An 18,178-nucleotide genomic window follows, 5' to 3' on the forward strand; every position below is an offset into this window, starting at 1 on the left:
CAACAGCCGCCTAGCCCCCGAAAACCATCCCCGCGCGGACGGGCGCGTTAGAACAGGAGCAAGAATACATAAGGCTGCACTGGAATCGTGCAAGGATAGGGGCACAATAGCAAATGGTAAAACTCCAGGCCATGGCTCGTTCGGTGTCGATGATGGGCCCAACTGTCTTTCGAACATTCCCGACGAAGTTCTTGCTGCCATAGAGGACGAAGACCGAAGATTCTCCCGCAACGCAGGAAGAGGCATGGGAGCGCAGTATTGACTGGAAAATTCGGGATCATCCCCACGCGTGTGGGGAGCACGTCTCCACGGCCTCCGATTCGCCCGGGTAGTAGAACTCGCAGTCGATTCCCTTAGCTTCGAGCGCATCGGCCACCCGGCGCGCGTTGGCGTTGCCGATGTGGAAGGGGCCGTCGCCGCGCCCGAATTGGTCGTACTCCTCTTGGGTACGATAGTAGGCGAGCGACACCGTGGCGGGGGGATCGGGAAGCGCGAGGATGTTGCCGATGGCGGAATTCACAGCGTAGTCCGCGACGGCTTTCTCGCACGAGAGCCACTCCTCCACGTCGTCGGAAATCGGGTTTTCGCCAGTCTCCCAGCTCTCGACGCTCCTGCAGTCGACGCCCATAGCGTCACCAACGTCCTCCTGGCTCAGGCCAAGCGTCTCGCGCATCGCGCGGAACTGCGCGGCGCGCATTACTTGGCCTCCGCGAACTCTACCATGCCGCCGTCTTTGCCCTTGTATGCTGCTGTTTCTCTCATGGTTTGTCCTCTCCTAGTTTTCCCACTTTAGAGCAGGACCGAAGCCCCGCCACTGCCTTATATCTAGTCCAGCTCTACCCAACGGTGCTCGACGATTCGGCAGAACCTCTCGCGCGAGCAGGCATCGTCTTCCTGTTCCGCCATCTTCGTCACATAGCGGCATGCATCGCATTCGAGATCTCCCCGCATGCGCGGAGGGCACCACAATAATACACGCGATAGTACCTGCTTTCAGGGATCATTCGCGCGTGTGCGGGGAGCACCTGAACGAGACGGTCATCGCGAACGCCAGCGGAGACAGGGACAAGGGCACGAGATTCGCCCGAGCTCCAACGAGCCTCGAGGCCTGCACGTTCTGCCTGATGCTGGCGAACCCGCATACTCCACAGGAAATGAAAAACGCCAAGGAATTTGCCCGGGCGACGAACCCAGGCTTTTCTTGGCACAGATCGATTAGAGCCACCTGGCGCCCAAATTGGATACATTTTCAACGCCGCCAAACCGCCACGCCATTTAGATAAGCACGATGGCCAAAAGCCACCCCGTGGCAATGCCCAAGAAAACAACAACGACAAGCGCGAATTTGAGCGCCTTCATCACGAAACCGTGGATCTTTGCGGCGCGCGCCTGGTTCTTCTCGGAAATCTTTTCAATCGCTTTCCCATAAAGCGCTATGGAGCCAACAACCGCAATGAAAGCGAGATAAAGGAAGAGCAGCAAAAACAAGAAATCCAGCACAAGGCCCTCCTTCTTCGAGAAATCATCCAGAACGATTGTCTATTTCACTTAAAAGCAATGCACCGTATCGCGAAGCCGTTGTCAATTAGACCCAAAAGCCATCAACAACGCAACAAGACGGCGAGCGAGTGCACACCCGGCAAAAGGGATCCCACCACGCCGCGCGCGCCGCTATTCGAACAGGCACGCCTCAATCACATCTTTGCCGCGCAGGGTCGCAAGCCACTCAGATGGGATCGCCTCGCGACCATACAGGATGCCCGCCAAACCGCCCGCGACGCAAGCAGTGGTGTCGGTATCGTCGCCCAAATTCACCGCAGCGAGCACGCATTCCTTATAGCTTTCCGTATGCTCCAAGCACCAAATCGCGGCGTTATAGGTGTCCCACACATAGCCGCTGCTTCCGCCGGGCTCGCCGGCCGACTCCCCCGCGGGCGCGCCCTCGCGCATCAAGCGCGCGGCGTAGCGAATCATCTTCTCGCACGCGTCCATGCAGGCATCGGTCGCGTGCGTGATGGCGCTCACCGCGCGCACCTCGGCACTCGTGCAATCCATAAAGACCATGGGCAAGCAGCGCATGAGCGACCCGTTGCCCTTGTCCCACTCGCCCGTGCCGCCACGGCCCGTCGCCAGCGCCTTTCGCGTGGCGTTGCCGTAGTCGAAGGCCACGCCGTCCGCCGTGTACGCCCCATCGTTGATCCACGCGCGGAACCGCTGCAGAATGTCATCGCAATCGACACGCCCCAATTCGCGATAGCTGTCGCACAGCGCGAGAGCCATGCTCGTGTCGTCGCTCCATGTACCAGCGAGTTGGTTGTGGCTGCCGCCGCCCACCATATCGGTGCACTCAAAACCTCCACGCGGCTTGAACTCGAAAGGCACGCCCAAAGCGTCGCCCACCGCCATGCCATACACGCAATCGCGCAGCGTTCGATTCAGCTTCATAATGCATGCCTCCTTGCATTCGGGCGCCGAAGCGGGCCTTTCCGCCGCAAAACGCGCTCGCCTTGCCAGTCCCGCATTTGGAATTGTCGCACACTTCGAATTGTGGCAGGAATCGCGACGATTAGGCCGCATTGCGTCGCTTGAAGAGCCGTGCGTCAAAAAAACGCCGTGATTAGGCGCCCTCGACACCTCGAAAAAAGAACAGTCAGCACTTCATTTCCTCGGACCTCGCCTCGCCTTAGCATAAAACGCCAGGCCAGACCCCCCAATAGAAATGGCTCGCAGCCTCATGGTTGCGAGCCATTCGTTTAACCTGGAGCGAGCCTTGTCGATCCCGTATCGCCAAGCATCAATTCGGCCAAGTCAGCGGACGTCAAGGAATGAATCCTCGGAGCATCCAGAAAAACAGGCGACAACGAAGCGCTTCCGATTTCCGAAAGAACGCATCAGGCGACCCGAAAACTCAGTGTAATTGGAAGCAAACAGGCCATCGTCAGCTGAGCCCGTGACGCTACTCGGTTCGCGGAAGTTTCTTGGAGTTGCGAGTGGCAAGCACGACGCATACAGCAATAGCAACATCGCATGCAGCGCAGAACAGCCATACAGAGTTGTAGCCACCCGTTGCTTGGTAGATGCTCGTAAGAATAGGCACGCCCATGCAGCCAAGAGCGTAACCAATCGCCGGCACCAGCGAATAAATCTTCGCGTAATCCTTGTTGCCGAACAAAAATGCAGTCAGCATCGCGATACCCGTTCCGTAGCAGGCATACATCGTGTCGTTGAGACCCGCACCGACAAACGCCAGAGCAGGAACACTCGCGCCCACAGCCAAGCAAACGAAAGAAAGAATCGTGACGACGCACCACAAAATGACGCCCTTGTCTGCGCCGAATTTATCGCACGTAATACCGATAAGGGGATTCCACGCGATATCGCAAATCATCGCAACCGACACCATAAAGCCTCCCGTTGCGGCACCGAAGCCAACAGACTCAGAGAAGCTCGTGAACAGCTGGTTGGTAACCGTGGTCATCGTGATCAGAGTCATGGCAACAAGAAGCAAGATAAATGCCGGCGATTTCACAGCATCGCGAAACGCCACGCCATCTGTGGGATCTTCAACATGCACGCCCTCTTGAACCTTGTCGTAGCCATACGGGAGCAGGCCCTTGATTTCGGGCTTCAAGCGCACGATGAAAAGAGAAGAGCCGCACATGAGGACAAAACTCGCAACGCCGAGAACCACATAGCCCGTTCGCCAACCCGACGTCGCGATGATGTTGGAAATAACAGGACTCATAATGGCATTGACGAGAGAACCAATGCCCCATGCCATGCCGATGGCAAAGCCCGTTTTTTTCGCAAACCAATTCTCAAGCACGATTGCAACGCCAATAGACGTATTGAATCCCATGCAAAATCCGATAATCGCGCCCGAGATATACCACATATACAAATCGCCGTACAAAGACATCGCCACCGCCGCGACAGCCTCAATCGCGCAGATGATGGTCATGTGCACAGGAATGTTCATCTTCGGTATAAGACGCCCTGCAATCGGGAAGCTAATAGCCTGCCCAATGCATACAAGCGTCATGTAAAAGCCAAGGTCAGATTCTGCGAATCCCAAGTCTTCGCAGATTGGAACATAGAAATTGCCGGCAACGATAGTCAGAAAGCCGATAGAGCCCGAAACCCACATCGCACAGCCCAGAACAACAAGCCACGGGTAGTATTTCTGCATCGTAGATTGCTTGGATTGATTCATAGGAATCACCTGCCTTATGTCGCAGACGACCGCCCCACGGCCGCCCGCTTTCCCCTAATACGGAGAAAGGCACCCGAACAAGCGCCTTTCTCACAAGAAATTATTCGTTTGAAATAACCGTGCCCGTCTCACCGCGCAGACCCGCAGCCGCACACTCCAGCGACGTGATGAGCGCTCGTCCTTGCGGATATTTCGCAACGTAATCGAGGCACGCCTCGACCTTGGGCAGCATGGACCCGGGCGCGAACTGGCCCTGCTCGATATATTCATGCGCCTCGGCAGGCGTCATGTGATCAAGCGCCTCCTGATCAGGCTTGCCGAAGTTCACGCACACCTTCTCGACCGCAGTAAGAATCACCAGCATATCGGCCTTGAAACCAGCCGCCAGCATGGAAGCAGAGCGGTCTTTGTCGATGACCGCCGCCACGCCCTCGTAGGCATCATTGGCCTCAAATACCGGCACCCCGCCGCCGCCCGTGGAAACCACGATGTATCCTGCATCCATGAGGTCTTTCACCGCGTCGAACTCGACGATACGCTGCGGAACGGGGCTCGCCACCACGCGTCGCCAGCCGCGGCCAGCGTCTTCCTTCACCGTGCAGCCAGTGGCTCGGGCGAATTCCTTCGCCTCGTCCTCGGTCATGAATGCGCCTACGGGCTTGGTGGGGTTTTGGAACGCGGGGTCGCCGGGGTCGACGACGGTCTGGGTTATGACGTTGACGGCCGAGCGCATGATGCCGCGATGCTTCAGTTCACCCAAAATGGCCTGAGTAAGGTGATAGCCGATGTAGCCCTGGCTCATGGCGCCGCATTCGGGAAACGGCATTGCCGGGACCTTGGCCGACGGGTCTTTGCTGGCCACATCGAACGCATTGTTGATCATGCCCACCTGGGGGCCATTGCCGTGGGTCACCACGACGTTCACGCCGTCATTCACCATGTCGACGATATGGCGCGCGGTGTTTTTCACCAATTCAAGCTGCTCGGCGGGCGTGTTTCCCAAAGCATTTCCACCCAGGGCCACTACGACGCTCGGACCTTGTCCATTGATATAAGGCATATCGAATACCTCCTTCGATACGACTCTCCAGTCGATTTTCACGCACGAACCCAAGCCCCCTTCTTCCGGGCGCAACTCGGGTTCTGAATTGTTCAAAATTGGCAGGGGCCGCGGGGAATGCGACCCCTTTTGGGAAGACCAAGCAAGAAGAGCGTGCTCAAACTTGCGATGGTGTTAAGAGTTTAGAAGCCTCGCCAAACCGACCAGGGCTTACGCTTCCGCCTTCGCCTCGATCGGCGCGGGCTCGGGTTCCTCCTTGGGAGCCCAGCCTAGCTTCTTTCCGAAGAGCGCGGCCACGATAAACACCACGATCGGGTACAGGTAGCAGAAGAACGCGTATCCCATGTAATCGACGCAGGCAACGCCCAAAATGGTGACCATGTAAATGGAGCACGTGTTCCACGGCACGAGCACCGAAGTAATGCCGGCCGACGAGTTCACGATGTTACCCCATGCGGCGCGGTCGACGCCGCGGCGGTTGAATTCGTCGCGATAGACCAGCGTGGACATGGTGATCGCCGGATACTGGTCGGGAAGCAGCACGTTGAACAGCGCGCCCGAGAATACGGTGGCCCCGACCAGCGACGCGAGGCTCTTCAGCCTGTCGATGATCGGCTCGACCATCGAGGCCATGAGTCCGCAATGCTGCATGATGCCCGCATACGCCATGACCAACAAAATGATGGAGATGGTCTCGAGCATCTCGTTGATGCCGCCAGCAGACAGCAAGGTGTCGATAAGCTGGGCGCCCGTATCCGACTCGGCGCCTGCCACCATGGAATCGATAAGCACCGAGGGATCGATGCCCTGGTAGAAAACGGCCTCAATAGCGCCGAGCACGATGCCCACGAGGAATGAGGGGATGGCGGGAACTTGAAAAGCCACGCATGCGACCATCACCGCCAGCGGAATGAGCGTCACGGGGCCGATGTTGTAAGCATCTTGCAGGCCGGCCAAAATCGCCGACGTAGACGATTCGACGTCGCCGGACACGTCCAGACCCAGGCCGATGACGGCATAGATGCCCGTGCATGCCAGACATACGATGATAACGAGCGGAAGGAACCGCTTGCATAGCGCAAATACGTCAACATCGGCGATGGCTGCAGCCAAATTCGGGCCATCGACCAGGGGCGACACAATCTCGCTCACGTACGCCGCCGCGATGATGGCGCCGGCAGCCATGCCCAAGGGGACATCGAGCGCGGCAGCGATGCCGATAAACGCCAGACCGATAGTGCCCGCGGCGCCCCATGAGCCCACGATTATGCCGATGATGAGCGTCGCCAGAAAGCACACCGGTAAGAACAGCTGGGGCGTGACCACCTCGAGGCCGTAGTAGATCATCGTGGGAACGGTGCCCGAAAGAATCCAGACGGCGACCATGATGCCGATGCATATGAGAATCAGGCACGCTTCCATGGAGTCGTTGATGCCCTTCTGCATGGCATCGAGAATTTCTTCCCAATCGAAGCCCAAATACAATGCGATAAGGCCGGCGATGACGCAGCCGATAAGCATAGGAATCTGGGGGTCGGTTCCCAATCCCACAACACAGCCGAACATAACTACAGCAAGCAAGCCGAAGGCGAGCATTCCGTGGCGGAACTTCACCTCTTTTTTCGTTCTCGTCTTTTCAGCCACGGCAGAATACCTTTCAAACAGGAAGGGACCGCATTGGGCGGCCCCTTCCGCTCAACAATAACGAAGATTACTTGCCAATCTTGGCGAGGACCGCGTTCATGCGGGCCTCTGCGGCATCGGCGGCAGCGGCGTCCTCTTCAGTCTTCGGGCAGAGATACGCCAAGATAGCACGAATGGAATGCTCGCGGTTCTCAGCCTCGTCCCAGCACAAGCTGCGATCGCCGTCCATGACCTCATCGACGACTTCCTCGCCGCGAGAAGCGGGCAGGCAATGCATGAACTTCGAGGTGGGGCTCGCATAGTTCATCATGTCCATGGTGACCTGGTACTTCGGATAGAAGACGTCCATGTAGGAGGCACCTTCCTCTTCGTCGTCATACAGGCCATACCAAACGTCGGTGTAAATGAAATCGGCGCCCTTGATGCACTCGATGTCGTCGGAGATGGTCACGGTGCCGCCGGAAATCTTGCAGTTCTCTTCGGCGATGGCGACCAGGTCGATATCGGTATCGACCTGAAGGCCGCCGTCGGTAACCTGATGGCCCTTGGGGCCGAACTGCACGAAATCCATGCCCATCTTGGAGGCGATGAACATCAGGGACACGCACACCTGGGTCGCGTCGCCGATGAAGGCGACCTTGCAGTCTTCGATGTTCTTGCCCTCGGGCAGATTCTCGATCATGGTAAGCAGATCGCCGAGCTCCTGCGTGGGGTGATTGTATTCGGACATGCCGTTGATAACGGGACATGCGGCATATTTGGCCAAATTTGCGACATCCTTGTGGCGGTCAACGCGAGCCATGAGAATGTCGACGAGGCTGCCCATGACGCGGCCGGAGTCTTCGATGGACTCATGGCCGCCAAGCTGGATGGTGCCGGGTCCGTAGAACTGAGCGTGGCCGCCAAGGTCGGTCATGGCCGTCTCGAAGGAGATGCGGGTACGCGTGGACACCTGCTGGAAAATCATGCCAAGCGTCTTGTTCTTCAGAATCAACGGATAACGCCCAGCCTTCTTCATGGCCTTCATGGAGCGTGCGAGCTCAATCATGTCAAGAAGCTCTTCTTTGGTGAAGTCGTTAGTGTCGATGTAGTCCTTCACTGCCATGGTTTCCTCCTTGTGAGAAACGCTTGTAGCCTTGAGGCCCTTCCTCAAGTGCCCTGACAGTTCGCACTATGCATCGCGACGCCCAGAGTTTAGAAGCCCCAAGCGAGTTCAGCCGCTGCCGAAATGGGTTCAAAAAGCTAAATCCCCGTTTAGCCACTTCATGGGGTCGATTGTAAAAAAACACTCGACAGGCATGAACACCTGACTAAACTCAATTAAACCTTTCTCAACTGCGCATAGAGCGCTTTCGGTATTCAAAAGACCGCATATTTGTATATGATTGCTCGAAGAAAAGCGTGGGGCAATCAAATCGAGAAGGGGTCAGATTTGGAAGCGGCGTTTTCTACCTACACCATTATCATTATGTTTACATGCGCGGTCGCTTCAACGGCGGCTGCCGGCTCCTATGTCATAACGCGCAACCGCATGTTCATGTATGTGGCCATCGCGTTTTTCCTTTACTTCTTCGATCTGTCGTTCATCTTTCAAGCCGAATATCTCAATCATGGCAGCGCCATAACCCTCAACGCGCTCTACGAGATTCAAAGCCCTTACATTAAAGCCATCTTGGCCTGCGGAATTCTGGAATCGCTCTGGCTCGCAATTTGCATGTACATGGGCAAGACGGGGCTCTTGCTCCAAGTGCTTCCAGGAGCAGTCTTCATTGCGCTTGACTTCCTCATCGCATGTATACTTCCCGATGGCCCCATTAAGCAATGGCTGTTCTATTCAATGCGCGAAGCGTTCCTCATCTGGTGCTTGGCCTATTTAACATGGCTCGCCAAATCGAAAAACACTTCCCACGCCACACGAGCGCTCGTGAAGCGCCAAAAACCCGTGATCTTGGCGTCGGCAGTGCTTATTTGCTGCATCATTATCGAAAACTCCCTGGTAATTTTGCTATGGCACCCTTCTCAGGAAATGATGGAAACGCTGCTTCCAATTTTTATCTCTGAACGGAATTTCTCGGAAAATATTCTTGTCATCTTGCTAGCAACAATGACCGTTCGCCACACCATGGAGCTCTTCCGCCTACGGCACGACGCTCCCCCTATTCCGAAAGCAAGCGACCAAGAGCGTTACGTGACCGCTAATTTTGCCTTGTACTGCGATAGACACGCCCTCACCACGCGCGAACAAGATATCCTGCGCGCGATAATCGACGGCAAAGACAACCAAAACATCGCCAGCGAAATGCACCTTGCACTCGGCACGGTGAAGAGTCACACGCATAATATCTTCAAGAAAACGGGCACGAAAACCCGCCAAGAACTCCTTCAACAATTCTGGAGAAGTTAGGCTCAGACACAATGCCCTGCTCCTACGCCTCGAGGATCGCACGCACCTTTTCAGGGTCGACCTCGGACAGGCGCAGCAGCGGCGCAGGCTCAGCTTCAACGTCGCCGATATGCTTCTCCCACAGGTGCACGTCGTGCCACGCTCCCAGCTTCCAGCTTGCCGCGCGCAGCGTGCCCACCAGCTCGAAGCCCATTTTCTCGTGCAAATGGTCGCTTTTCTCGTTCGGGCACACGACCTTGCCCACGACCGTGCGCACGCCCTGCAGCGCGAGCAGGTCGAACAGCTTGCCGTAAACCGCGCGACCGAGCCCGCGCCCGCGATGGTCGGTCGAGAAATACACCGAAAGCTCCGCCGACCACGCATACGCCGCGCGACTGAACAGACGGCTGCCATAGGCATAGCCCACCGGGCGCCCATCTTCCTCGCACACAATGTAGGGATACGCGCCGTCGCGGTCGACGATGCGCTGGCGGAATTCGCCGAGCGCGGGCACCTGCGTCTCGTTGGTGACCGTGGTGGCGATATACGGCTCGTAGATTTTCAGCAAAGCCTCGGCATCGTCGGGCGTAGCAAGGCGGAATGTATGCACGAGTTCGTTCATTTTACGGCTTTCTATGCAAGTTTCAGCATATTTATGCATTCCTGAAACTGTACTGCGTTACAGCCACGTTAACAAGGGGCAAAAGCCCGCATCTGGGAAAACAACGCATTACGTGCGGAAAGGCACGCCGCCCTAAAGAAGCTCGCTGCCGTACAGCGGCGCGAGCACCGACTCGCGCTTTTCCTCGAAAAGCTCCGCGCAGCCGCCCTGCCACACCACGCGTCCCGCATCCATGCATACCACGCTATCGGCGATGCGGCGCGCCTGCGCCAAGTTGTGCGTCACCACAACCACCGCGCAGCACTTCTTCAACTCGCCAATCGCCGCCTCAACCGTGGCCGAGCTCGCCACGTCAAGAGCCGAGCACGGCTCATCGAGCAGCAGCACGTCGGGCTCGAGCGCCAACGCGCGCGCGATACACAAACGCTGCTGCTGGCCGCCCGAAAGCTCGAGCGCGCTGCGGCGCACGTCGCCATCGATTTCGCCAAGCAGACCCACCATATCCAAATACGTCTCGGCGGCCTCGCGCAGGCGCCGACGGTTCCTCACTCCACGAAACCGCAGGCCATAGGCAATATTCCGCTCAATCGAAAACGGAAACGGCGTGGGCTGCTGCATCACGAGCCCCACGCGGGCGCGCAGCTCGTCGGCGCTCAAATGTGCCGTTTGCTCGCCGCGTAAAAGCACATCGCCACGCCATCGCGCCCCGGGCACGTCTTCGATCGTGCGGTTCAAGCACGCGAGCAGCGTCGACTTTCCGCACCCCGACGGCCCGATAACCGCCGTGACGCTGCCCAGCTGCGCCTCGAACGCCACATCGCGCAGCACCTGGCGCTCGCCGTAAAACGCATTCATTTCCGCAACGCGCAGCGCGGGTTCGAGCTGCGCTGCGGCTCCTAAGATTTCATCCATCGCTTTTTCCTTATATACGCATAGAGCGAAACGGCCAGGTTGCACACGAGCACGAGCGCCATGAGCACAAACGCCGTGGCGTACACCTGCGGAATAGTCGTGCCCTGGGCGAGCATGAGGTACAAATGCAGCGGCAGCGCCATGGCCGGCGAGAACACGTCGGTCGGAAGCGGTGCAAACGCCACGCCGCCCGTGAAAATGAGCGGGGCCGCCGCGCCCAGCGCATACAGCGCGCCCAGCACAATGGCGCCGAGCACCTCGCCGCGGCAGTACGGCGCCACAAGCGTGCGCAACACGTAGCTTTTCGAGCAGCCGAGCGAAGCCGCCTGCGCAAGCAGGGCTCGGGGCACTTCGCGAAACGCTTTCTCGACGCGCACCTCGATGAATGGCACGATCATAATCGCCAGCGCCACGCCGCCCGCAAGCACGCAGCGCCCCAGGCCCGCGTCGCGCACGAGCACCGCGTAGGCGAACAGCCCCAGCACGATGGACGGCGCGCCGGCGATAACCGAAATCACACGCCCGACCAGGGCGCTTACGCGGCCGTTTTTGCAGAAGAACACGCGATAGGCCGCCGTGCCCACCGAAAGCGGCACCGCCAGCACCAACGCCACGCCCGTAAACCACGCGCTGCCCACAATGGCGGGGAAAATGCCGCCCTCACTGCCGAGCACGGCGCCGCTCGGGCTTTGCGTGATGAATTCCCAGGAAATGCAGCCCGCGCCCAGCACGAACACATAGCCGAACAGAAACGCGATCACGGCACACACGAGCCCCATGCTCGCCCACGCCCACGCGCGCACGCACACGGCACCCGCGCGGCCGAGCGCCCACATGCCTACGCGACGGCGCGACACATGCTGCGAAAGCGCCTTCTGCACGCCCGCAGCCGCGAGGTCGATCGCAAGCACGAGCGCAAGCAGCACGAATCCCGCGGCGAACAGCGCATGCATGTGCGTGCTGCCCGCTTCCGCCGTGCCCATTTCGAGCGCAATGAGCGACGCGATGGTCTCGCTTTTGCCCAGCAGCTGCGGGAACAAATTCGCGTTGCCCACGACCATCATCACGGCCATGGTCTCGCCCATCGCGCGCGCGAACGCCGTCATGACGCACGGCCACAAATTCCCGAACGACGCCGGCAGCACCACACCGTACACGCCGCACCATTTCGGTACGCCGAGCGCGCGCGACGCGCCCAGGTAGCGCGCCTTCGACGCGAGCATCGATTCGGTCATCGACGACACCATGAATGGCAGCACCATAATCGCAAGCACGATGGAAGCCGCCAGAACGCAGTTGCCCGAAGGCACACCCGCGGAAATGAACGCCTTCGACACCACCTCGAGGCCCACGAAGCCGAACACGACCGACGGAATGCCCGCGAGCAGGTCGATCGCCGAGCGGAGCGCCCCGCGCACGGCGGCATTGGCCGCGCACGACAGAAACAGCGCCGAGCCGAGCGACACCACGAACGCCATCGCGAGCGCCAGCGCAGAGACCACCATGGTCGCAGCGATGAAGTTCGCGATACCGTACGACGCGCCGAAGCCGAAATCGATGGGCATCCATTCCTGGCCCAGCAAGAACTCGCGCAGTCCCACTTCTGAAACAACGGGCGCGGCCTGCACCGCGACCGTCGCGATAACGGCAACGAGCGCCGCCACGGCCAACGCCGCGAGCGCGCCCGAAAACGCGTGTGCAAAGCGGTCCGCCCGCATATGAAGCGAGCGGACCTTCGGCAAACCGGTATGTAGCTGCAGCGACATTACTTCGTGCTGAACGAGGGAATGTAGCCGTTGGAAGTGATGGCCTTGATGCCGGCGTCAGAGAAGATGTAGTCGATGAACGCCTGCTGCGCCACGGTGGGCTCGCCCACGCCAACGAACATCACGGGGCGCTGAATCTTGTAGTCGCCCGAAACGATGTTCGCCTCGGTGGCCTCAACGCCGTCGACTTTCATGGCGACAAGCTTGGTGCCGTTGGCGTTCGCCTTGTTGTAGGCGCCGAAGCCAGCGTAGCCAATGGCCCACTTGTTGTTAGCGATGTTGGTGGCAAGCTCGGTCATGGAGGCGGACTGGGTGGCCGAATCGGTCACCTTGGAATCGCCCATGACATTCTTCTGGAACACCTCGTAAGCGCCACCGGAAAGGTCGCGGATGTAAACCTGAATGGGTTCGGCCGGCAGCGAAGCGTCGACCTGGTCCCACGTGGTGATTTCGCCGGCGAAGATCTGGCGAATGGTATCGGTGGACATATCATCGACCACGCCCACGATGGGGTTTTCGGCGTTCACAGACACCGTGAGGGCATCTTTGGCGACCTCATACTCGCGATAGTCGCCGAGGGCTTCCTTCTCGGAATCTTTCAGCGTGCGAGCCACCATGCCGAAATCGCAGGTGCCTTCCTCAAGAGCGCTCACGCCAACACCCGAACCGCCGGGGGCGACGTAGATGGAAATATTGCTCTCGGGAAGCTCGGAATTGACCTTATCCCAGGTCACGTATTCGTCGGTGAACGACGAAGCGAGGCTCGAGATAATGGGATACAGCGACGTGGAGCCGCAGAACATGACGGTCGACTTGAACTCGCCCGTTGCGGGAACATCGGTGTCGCTCGACGACGAATTCGACGAGCAGCCCGCGAGCAGGCCGCACGCCAGCGCGCCCGCCAGCGCCACAACGCAGACAACGCGTCCGAAGCGCTTAATAATGGTGGTTTTCTTCATATGGTTTGAGCCCTTCCTCTCGCTGCATCGACACAGCAGCGATGCCGGCACGCCCGCATTCAAGCGCAAACGCACCACAAAGCACGCCAAAACAGACCCACGCACGCACGAGGGTACAGTTCACCTATGTCAAATGCAGAATGGCGCGGCGCATGCCGCAATACAGAAAGCGGAGCTATGCGAAACGGTGCAGAATTCCATTTCGGCGCTCGCTGCGACCATAGTATCCCGCGCAAAAAATAAGTCAAATGCTATTTTTGGCGAACGGCCGAATTCGCAGCGCAGATTGGGCGGGTTCGCCTCGTTCATCAAAAACTGGCGATGCCTTTATGCATGTCAACCGAATGGTTGCAGTTCACGGCACCCGTACAAGCGGTGCGCGGCCCGGTGATAGGATGCATTTCGTCGAAATACCGAGAGTGCCGCTTGCGCACCTCCGCGCCCCGAAGGAGCCCTCATGGATATCAAAGTGATAGACGAAAACCGCTCGCCCATCGAGTGCGTGGTGTCGCTTTCCGCCGAAGAAACCGCAGTGCTCGCACGTGGCGCATGGATTCGCATGGCGCGCCTGCTGAAGACCGACGATGCGCACGTGCGCGAAAAGGTCGACGCCATGTTCACCCGCCGCGAGAAGGCGCAGGCCGTGGCCGGCATCGTTATGGCGAACGCCGCGCACCAGGCCTTCGATACGCTGGGCGTGACGTTTCTGCTCACGCCGCAATTCGTGGTGCCCGACGAGTGGGATGAGGAGCAGGCCATCACATTCACGACGCGCGCCTTCCCCGTGCCCGACATGGAGCTCGATCTGGAATCGCCCATCGCAGCGGGCGAAGGCGAAACTGCCGAAGACGCCGTGCGCCGCGCACTTCGCCAGCGCCTGCACGGCACCATGCCTCAGGCTTTGCTCGACGAGGCGACAAAGGAGCGCCGCGAGGAATTCCGCGGCGAGCTTGCGAGCAAGGGCCAAACCTATCGCGAGTATCGCATCGAACATGGCGTGAAGCCGGCCGAGGTTGAAGAACGCCTCGAGGCCGAGGCGCGCGAGGCGCTTGAAGAAGACATCGCGCTTGACCTTGTGTTCATGAGCAAGGAGCTCGAGGCGACCGAAGACGACGAATTCGCGGCCCTTTCCCGCCTGAAGCCCGGCAGCGAAATAGAGCTGAAGCGTGAGTTTTTGGAAACGGGCCACGCGTGCCTGCTTCGCCAAGAAGCCCGCCGAGGCGCCGCCGTGCGCTGGGCCGTCGAAAACCTGGTGCAGTAAATCGAGCGCCGAAACCTGCTAAATGCTCGTAGCGTTTAGCACATTCAGGAAACGTAAAACTGGCCCCGCATGATGCGGGGCCAGTTCCTTGTTGCGTCTCTATATGACCCAATCGCTCTAAAACCTGTAAACGCTACGAGCATTTACAGGTTCAAGTAACACGAAGGCTTAGCGGTTGTCCCACCTGCCATCGGCGCCTACGTGGTAGGAGCCGATCCATTGGTCGGTCGCCATCGCGCCCGAGCCGGTAAGGTAGTAGTCGCCGACCCAGCAATCGCGCTGCATAACGCCAGAGCCGTTGAAGTAGTAATACACGCCATCAATCTGCTGCCAACCAGTTGCCATCGCGCCAGAGCCCGAGAACCAATACCAAGCTCCTCCGATGCTCTGCCATCCGGTCTGCATGGCGCCGGAGCCGCCGAGATAGTACCACGCGCCGCCCACAAACTGCCATCCGGTCTGCATGGCGCCGGAGCCCGAGAACAGGTACCACGAACCACCGACTTGCTGCCAGCCCGAAGCCATAACGCCAGAATCGGCAAACCAATACCACGTGCCACCGATGCTCTGCCACCCGGTCTTCATCGCGCTGCTCGAGAGGTCAAACCAATACCAGGAGCCATCGATAATCGCCCAGCCAGCCTTGGCATAGCCGTTATCGTCAAAGTAGTAACGAGCACCGTCGATATCCTTCCAACAAGACTTCAAATAAGAGCCGTCGCTGTACTGATACCACCACTTACCCGCGCTGCCTTTCCACGTGCCGCTCACGACGGGTTCGGGCTCCGGCACCACGCCTTCAACAATCTCAAATTCAACGGTTTTCGCCCCGTCAAAGAAATCCCCATTGGGCCAGACACTAATCGTCGCCGTTCCGACATCTCTATTGTTGTCGTAGTACACCTCATAATCCTGGCCTTCGACAAGCGGATTGTCCTGCCAAGGTACACGCACCTGTACCTTCGGCTCAATCCAGAAACCAGTCCACGCGTATTGCTGTGCGTATCCCGCGACGGTTAGGGTCGTTTCGGCATCGGCCTTCGCAATCTTCCAGGGCAATTGAAGCTCTGCCGATCCAGCCTTATCCCACATATAGAAATCGGCGTCTTCGCCATCGAAATACACAGTTACCGTATAGTAGCCCGGTTTTGTCGCTGTCGCATTGCTAAGCTTCACCATCGAAGGGAGGCTCGAAGGGTCGAGGCAGCTCTGCTCTCTGCCGTTATAAACAAGCCCCTGAGCAACCGTCGGCGCATCTACGACATGTTTCACATAGAGCGTTCGACGAATCTCGCCCGCGTAATTGCCCTTGCCGCGGATGACATATTCCCACTTACCGAGCGTAGGCTCACCGGGGCAGGCGTTGAAATCGTGCACTCTTTCAAGCGTGTAATCACTGTCTTGAACCAATAGCGCATTGCCAACTATCACATCTACGCTTGTCGGTATGGTCTCGTCGTCGGTATACAACGACTTCCAGCCCATTATGCGAGCGCCAGAAATATCCGTCGTTCCCCGCTGCGGCGTATAGGTTGCAGCGACGAATCCAGGAATCTCATTCTGGGCATATGCGTTGCCATCAACCGAGCTCACCCATTTCCCCGTGTAGCCGGCCCCTAAATCGGGCAGTATCTTGCTGCTGTGGTCTTCCCCTTGGAAAGTGAACGTGCTGCCAACGGCGATTGAACGCAACGCGGTGCACCCATTGAACATGCCTTCCATTCTCGTAAACTGACCCGTGGCCATGCCAGAAACGTCAACCTTCTCAAGGGAGGTGCAGCCACCGAACATGTATTTCAGACTTTCGACCGCCCAACCACCGCAGTCGACGCCGGACATGTCGACGGACTTCAACGACGTGCAGTCGCGAAACATGGATTCATAGGTTCTAACGCTGGATTTGCAATTGCTATTGAACGTAACGGATTCAAGCTGGGGGCATCCGGAGAACAGAAAGCCCATATCTTGAATCTGCCGGAGCGACAGTCCACTCAAATCTGCGGTTTTCAGCGCGGGCATACCGCCGAAGGCGTTGTTAATCGAACCTTTGAAGTTGCATTCTTCCTCAATCGAAATGGCCGTGATTTGATCGTTGTAGGCCGCCCAAGGCCTAGGCCAACTTCTAAGGTAGAAGCCATCATCGGGATCATCCGATTCCTTGTACGGCTTGATGCGCAACGTGCCGTTATCGACCTTCCACATGCAGTTGCTTACTACCTGATCGTATGATGCATCCCTGTCGTAATCGGCGCGGAACAGGCGCCAGCCATCGTCAAGCTTTTCCGCGGTATACGTTGCTGCGGTCCTATCGGGAATTTTATCGTAACCGCTTTGCGGGTTCGACTTGCGAATATAAAGGCGATTATTCGACGAACTCCGCCATCGGTTCGTGAATCCCTGGTCGGCGGGCAACTTAGGAAATATGATGCAGGTGCTATTTTCCTCTCCTCCACCGTGGGAGAATCGCTGGCCAAGCGTTATGGAGCTGAGCTTGGTACAGTCCTTGAACATGCCGCTCAAGCCCGAAAGATCAGTAACGCTCAAGTTGTCGATCGAGGACAAATCGACCTTCTCCAAAGAGGAACATCCCGAAAACAGCTCAGCCATCGAAGTAACGTTCGAAGAATCGAACCCCGTCAAGTTCACATCAACCAGCGACGAGCAGCCCTTGAACATGCAGTCCATAGTGGTCGCGCCCGAGGAATTGAGCCTGGAGAGGTCTGCGCTTGTCAGATTTACCGCGCCGTTGAAAAGGTCGCTCAGCGAGGAACCGGCTTTCACGCCCGGCTCGAATACCACCGACGTGATTTGGTCGATTGCATCGGCCCAGGGCCACGTTCCAGCAGGCAGCGTGCCCGATACGCCATCGGTTGCACGAACCGTCAAGGCGCCAGAGGCATCGAGCATCCACTCGCAGCCTTCGCCGAAAGAGCAAAACGACGCTAAAGCCACGGCTTCGGAATTAGTGCCGTTGTCCGCGGAGTTGACGGACGGTTGCGGCGCTGCATCTTGCGCGTCAAGGCTATCGGCGTACGCCAGCGTTGGCGCCATTCCGACCGCCAACGTCAGCGACAGCGCGCAACGCAACGCAGCGTTTCCCTTCACCACCCTTTTTCTTTGCATGAGTGCACTCCCCTTTCCCTTTCGGAACATGCGCAAACAGATGCATCCATAGTCCCTGATAGACTCTCAAAATGCAAGGAAAGTTTGGTAAGCTTCTCGCTCTTCAAACCTGTTAAATGCTCGTAGCGTTTAGCAGGTTTCAGGACCTGGGGCAGCGATGCGCACCTTAAGAGCGGCGATGTAGCCTGCGGTCACGACACGCGCCCAATGCCCCAATGTGCCAAATGCTCGCACC

At 58.2% G+C, this 18,178-nt stretch carries 14 protein-coding genes; 2 read left to right on the forward strand and 12 right to left on the reverse strand.

The window, feature by feature from the left end; translation table 11 throughout:
- Positions 1 to 277: 277 nt before the first annotated feature.
- From Q0D41_RS03610 to ptcA, 7 genes are all read right to left on the reverse strand, one after another.
- Entirely contained in the window at positions 278 to 697 is a 420-nt protein-coding gene (locus Q0D41_RS03610; RefSeq protein ID WP_294375323.1) for a helix-turn-helix transcriptional regulator, read from the reverse strand.
- Between the two features lie 578 nt (positions 698 to 1,275).
- A complete protein-coding gene (locus Q0D41_RS03615) occupies positions 1,276 to 1,500 on the reverse strand; it encodes a hypothetical protein (RefSeq protein WP_294375325.1) in 225 nt (74 codons plus the stop codon).
- A gap of 171 nt (positions 1,501 to 1,671) precedes the next feature.
- Positions 1,672 to 2,445: an ADP-ribosylglycohydrolase family protein gene (locus Q0D41_RS03620; RefSeq protein ID WP_294375327.1), complete on the reverse strand. Its 774-nt coding sequence runs from the start codon at positions 2,443 to 2,445 to the stop codon at positions 1,672 to 1,674.
- Positions 2,446 to 2,956: 511 nt separating this feature from the next.
- On the reverse strand, positions 2,957 to 4,213 hold the full coding sequence (locus Q0D41_RS03625; RefSeq protein WP_294375328.1) for a nitrate/nitrite transporter: 1,257 nt from the start codon (positions 4,211 to 4,213) through the stop codon (positions 2,957 to 2,959).
- Between the two features lie 100 nt (positions 4,214 to 4,313).
- Positions 4,314 to 5,273 (reverse strand): carbamate kinase, encoded by a 960-nt coding sequence (gene arcC, locus Q0D41_RS03630; protein ID WP_294375329.1) that lies wholly within the window; start codon positions 5,271 to 5,273, stop codon positions 4,314 to 4,316.
- A 210-nt stretch (positions 5,274 to 5,483) separates the two neighbouring features.
- Positions 5,484 to 6,917 carry a Na+/H+ antiporter NhaC family protein gene (locus Q0D41_RS03635; RefSeq protein ID WP_294375334.1) on the reverse strand — a complete coding sequence of 478 codons (1,434 nt, stop codon included), beginning with the start codon at positions 6,915 to 6,917 and terminating at the stop codon, positions 5,484 to 5,486.
- A gap of 67 nt (positions 6,918 to 6,984) precedes the next feature.
- Positions 6,985 to 8,022, reverse strand: coding sequence for a putrescine carbamoyltransferase (gene ptcA / locus Q0D41_RS03640; protein WP_294375338.1), 1,038 nt, complete (start codon positions 8,020 to 8,022; stop codon positions 6,985 to 6,987).
- A 432-nt stretch (positions 8,023 to 8,454) separates the two neighbouring features.
- On the opposite strand from ptcA, the gene Q0D41_RS03645 reads away from it, so the two are divergent.
- Entirely contained in the window at positions 8,455 to 9,321 is an 867-nt protein-coding gene (locus Q0D41_RS03645) for a LuxR C-terminal-related transcriptional regulator (protein ID WP_294375341.1), read from the forward strand.
- Between the two features lie 22 nt (positions 9,322 to 9,343).
- Here the strand turns inward: Q0D41_RS03645 and Q0D41_RS03650 are convergent, their stop codons facing one another.
- From Q0D41_RS03650 to Q0D41_RS03665, 4 genes are all read right to left on the reverse strand, one after another.
- Complete coding sequence (locus Q0D41_RS03650; protein WP_294375343.1) at positions 9,344 to 9,922, reverse strand: GNAT family N-acetyltransferase; 579 nt, start codon at positions 9,920 to 9,922, stop codon at positions 9,344 to 9,346.
- 132 nt (positions 9,923 to 10,054) lie between these two features.
- On the reverse strand, positions 10,055 to 10,834 hold the full coding sequence (locus Q0D41_RS03655; protein ID WP_294375345.1) for a phosphate ABC transporter ATP-binding protein: 780 nt from the start codon (positions 10,832 to 10,834) through the stop codon (positions 10,055 to 10,057).
- On the reverse strand, positions 10,819 to 12,552 hold the full coding sequence (locus tag Q0D41_RS03660; RefSeq protein WP_294375348.1) for an ABC transporter permease subunit: 1,734 nt from the start codon (positions 12,550 to 12,552) through the stop codon (positions 10,819 to 10,821). The genes Q0D41_RS03655 and Q0D41_RS03660 overlap by 16 nt, the downstream gene beginning before the upstream one ends.
- A gap of 47 nt (positions 12,553 to 12,599) precedes the next feature.
- On the reverse strand, positions 12,600 to 13,559 hold the full coding sequence (locus Q0D41_RS03665) for a phosphate ABC transporter substrate-binding protein (RefSeq protein ID WP_294375349.1): 960 nt from the start codon (positions 13,557 to 13,559) through the stop codon (positions 12,600 to 12,602).
- Between the two features lie 457 nt (positions 13,560 to 14,016).
- On the opposite strand from Q0D41_RS03665, the gene Q0D41_RS03670 reads away from it, so the two are divergent.
- A complete protein-coding gene (locus Q0D41_RS03670) occupies positions 14,017 to 14,820 on the forward strand; it encodes a hypothetical protein (RefSeq protein WP_294375351.1) in 804 nt (267 codons plus the stop codon).
- A 168-nt stretch (positions 14,821 to 14,988) separates the two neighbouring features.
- Here the strand turns inward: Q0D41_RS03670 and Q0D41_RS03675 are convergent, their stop codons facing one another.
- Positions 14,989 to 17,943, reverse strand: a complete 2,955-nt coding sequence (locus tag Q0D41_RS03675; RefSeq protein WP_294375355.1) for a BspA family leucine-rich repeat surface protein — start codon at positions 17,941 to 17,943, stop codon at positions 14,989 to 14,991.
- Positions 17,944 to 18,178: the final 235 nt, after the last annotated feature.

The sequence above is a fragment of the uncultured Slackia sp. genome (genome assembly GCF_934630525.1).
Taxonomy (GTDB): domain Bacteria; phylum Actinomycetota; class Coriobacteriia; order Coriobacteriales; family Eggerthellaceae; genus Slackia.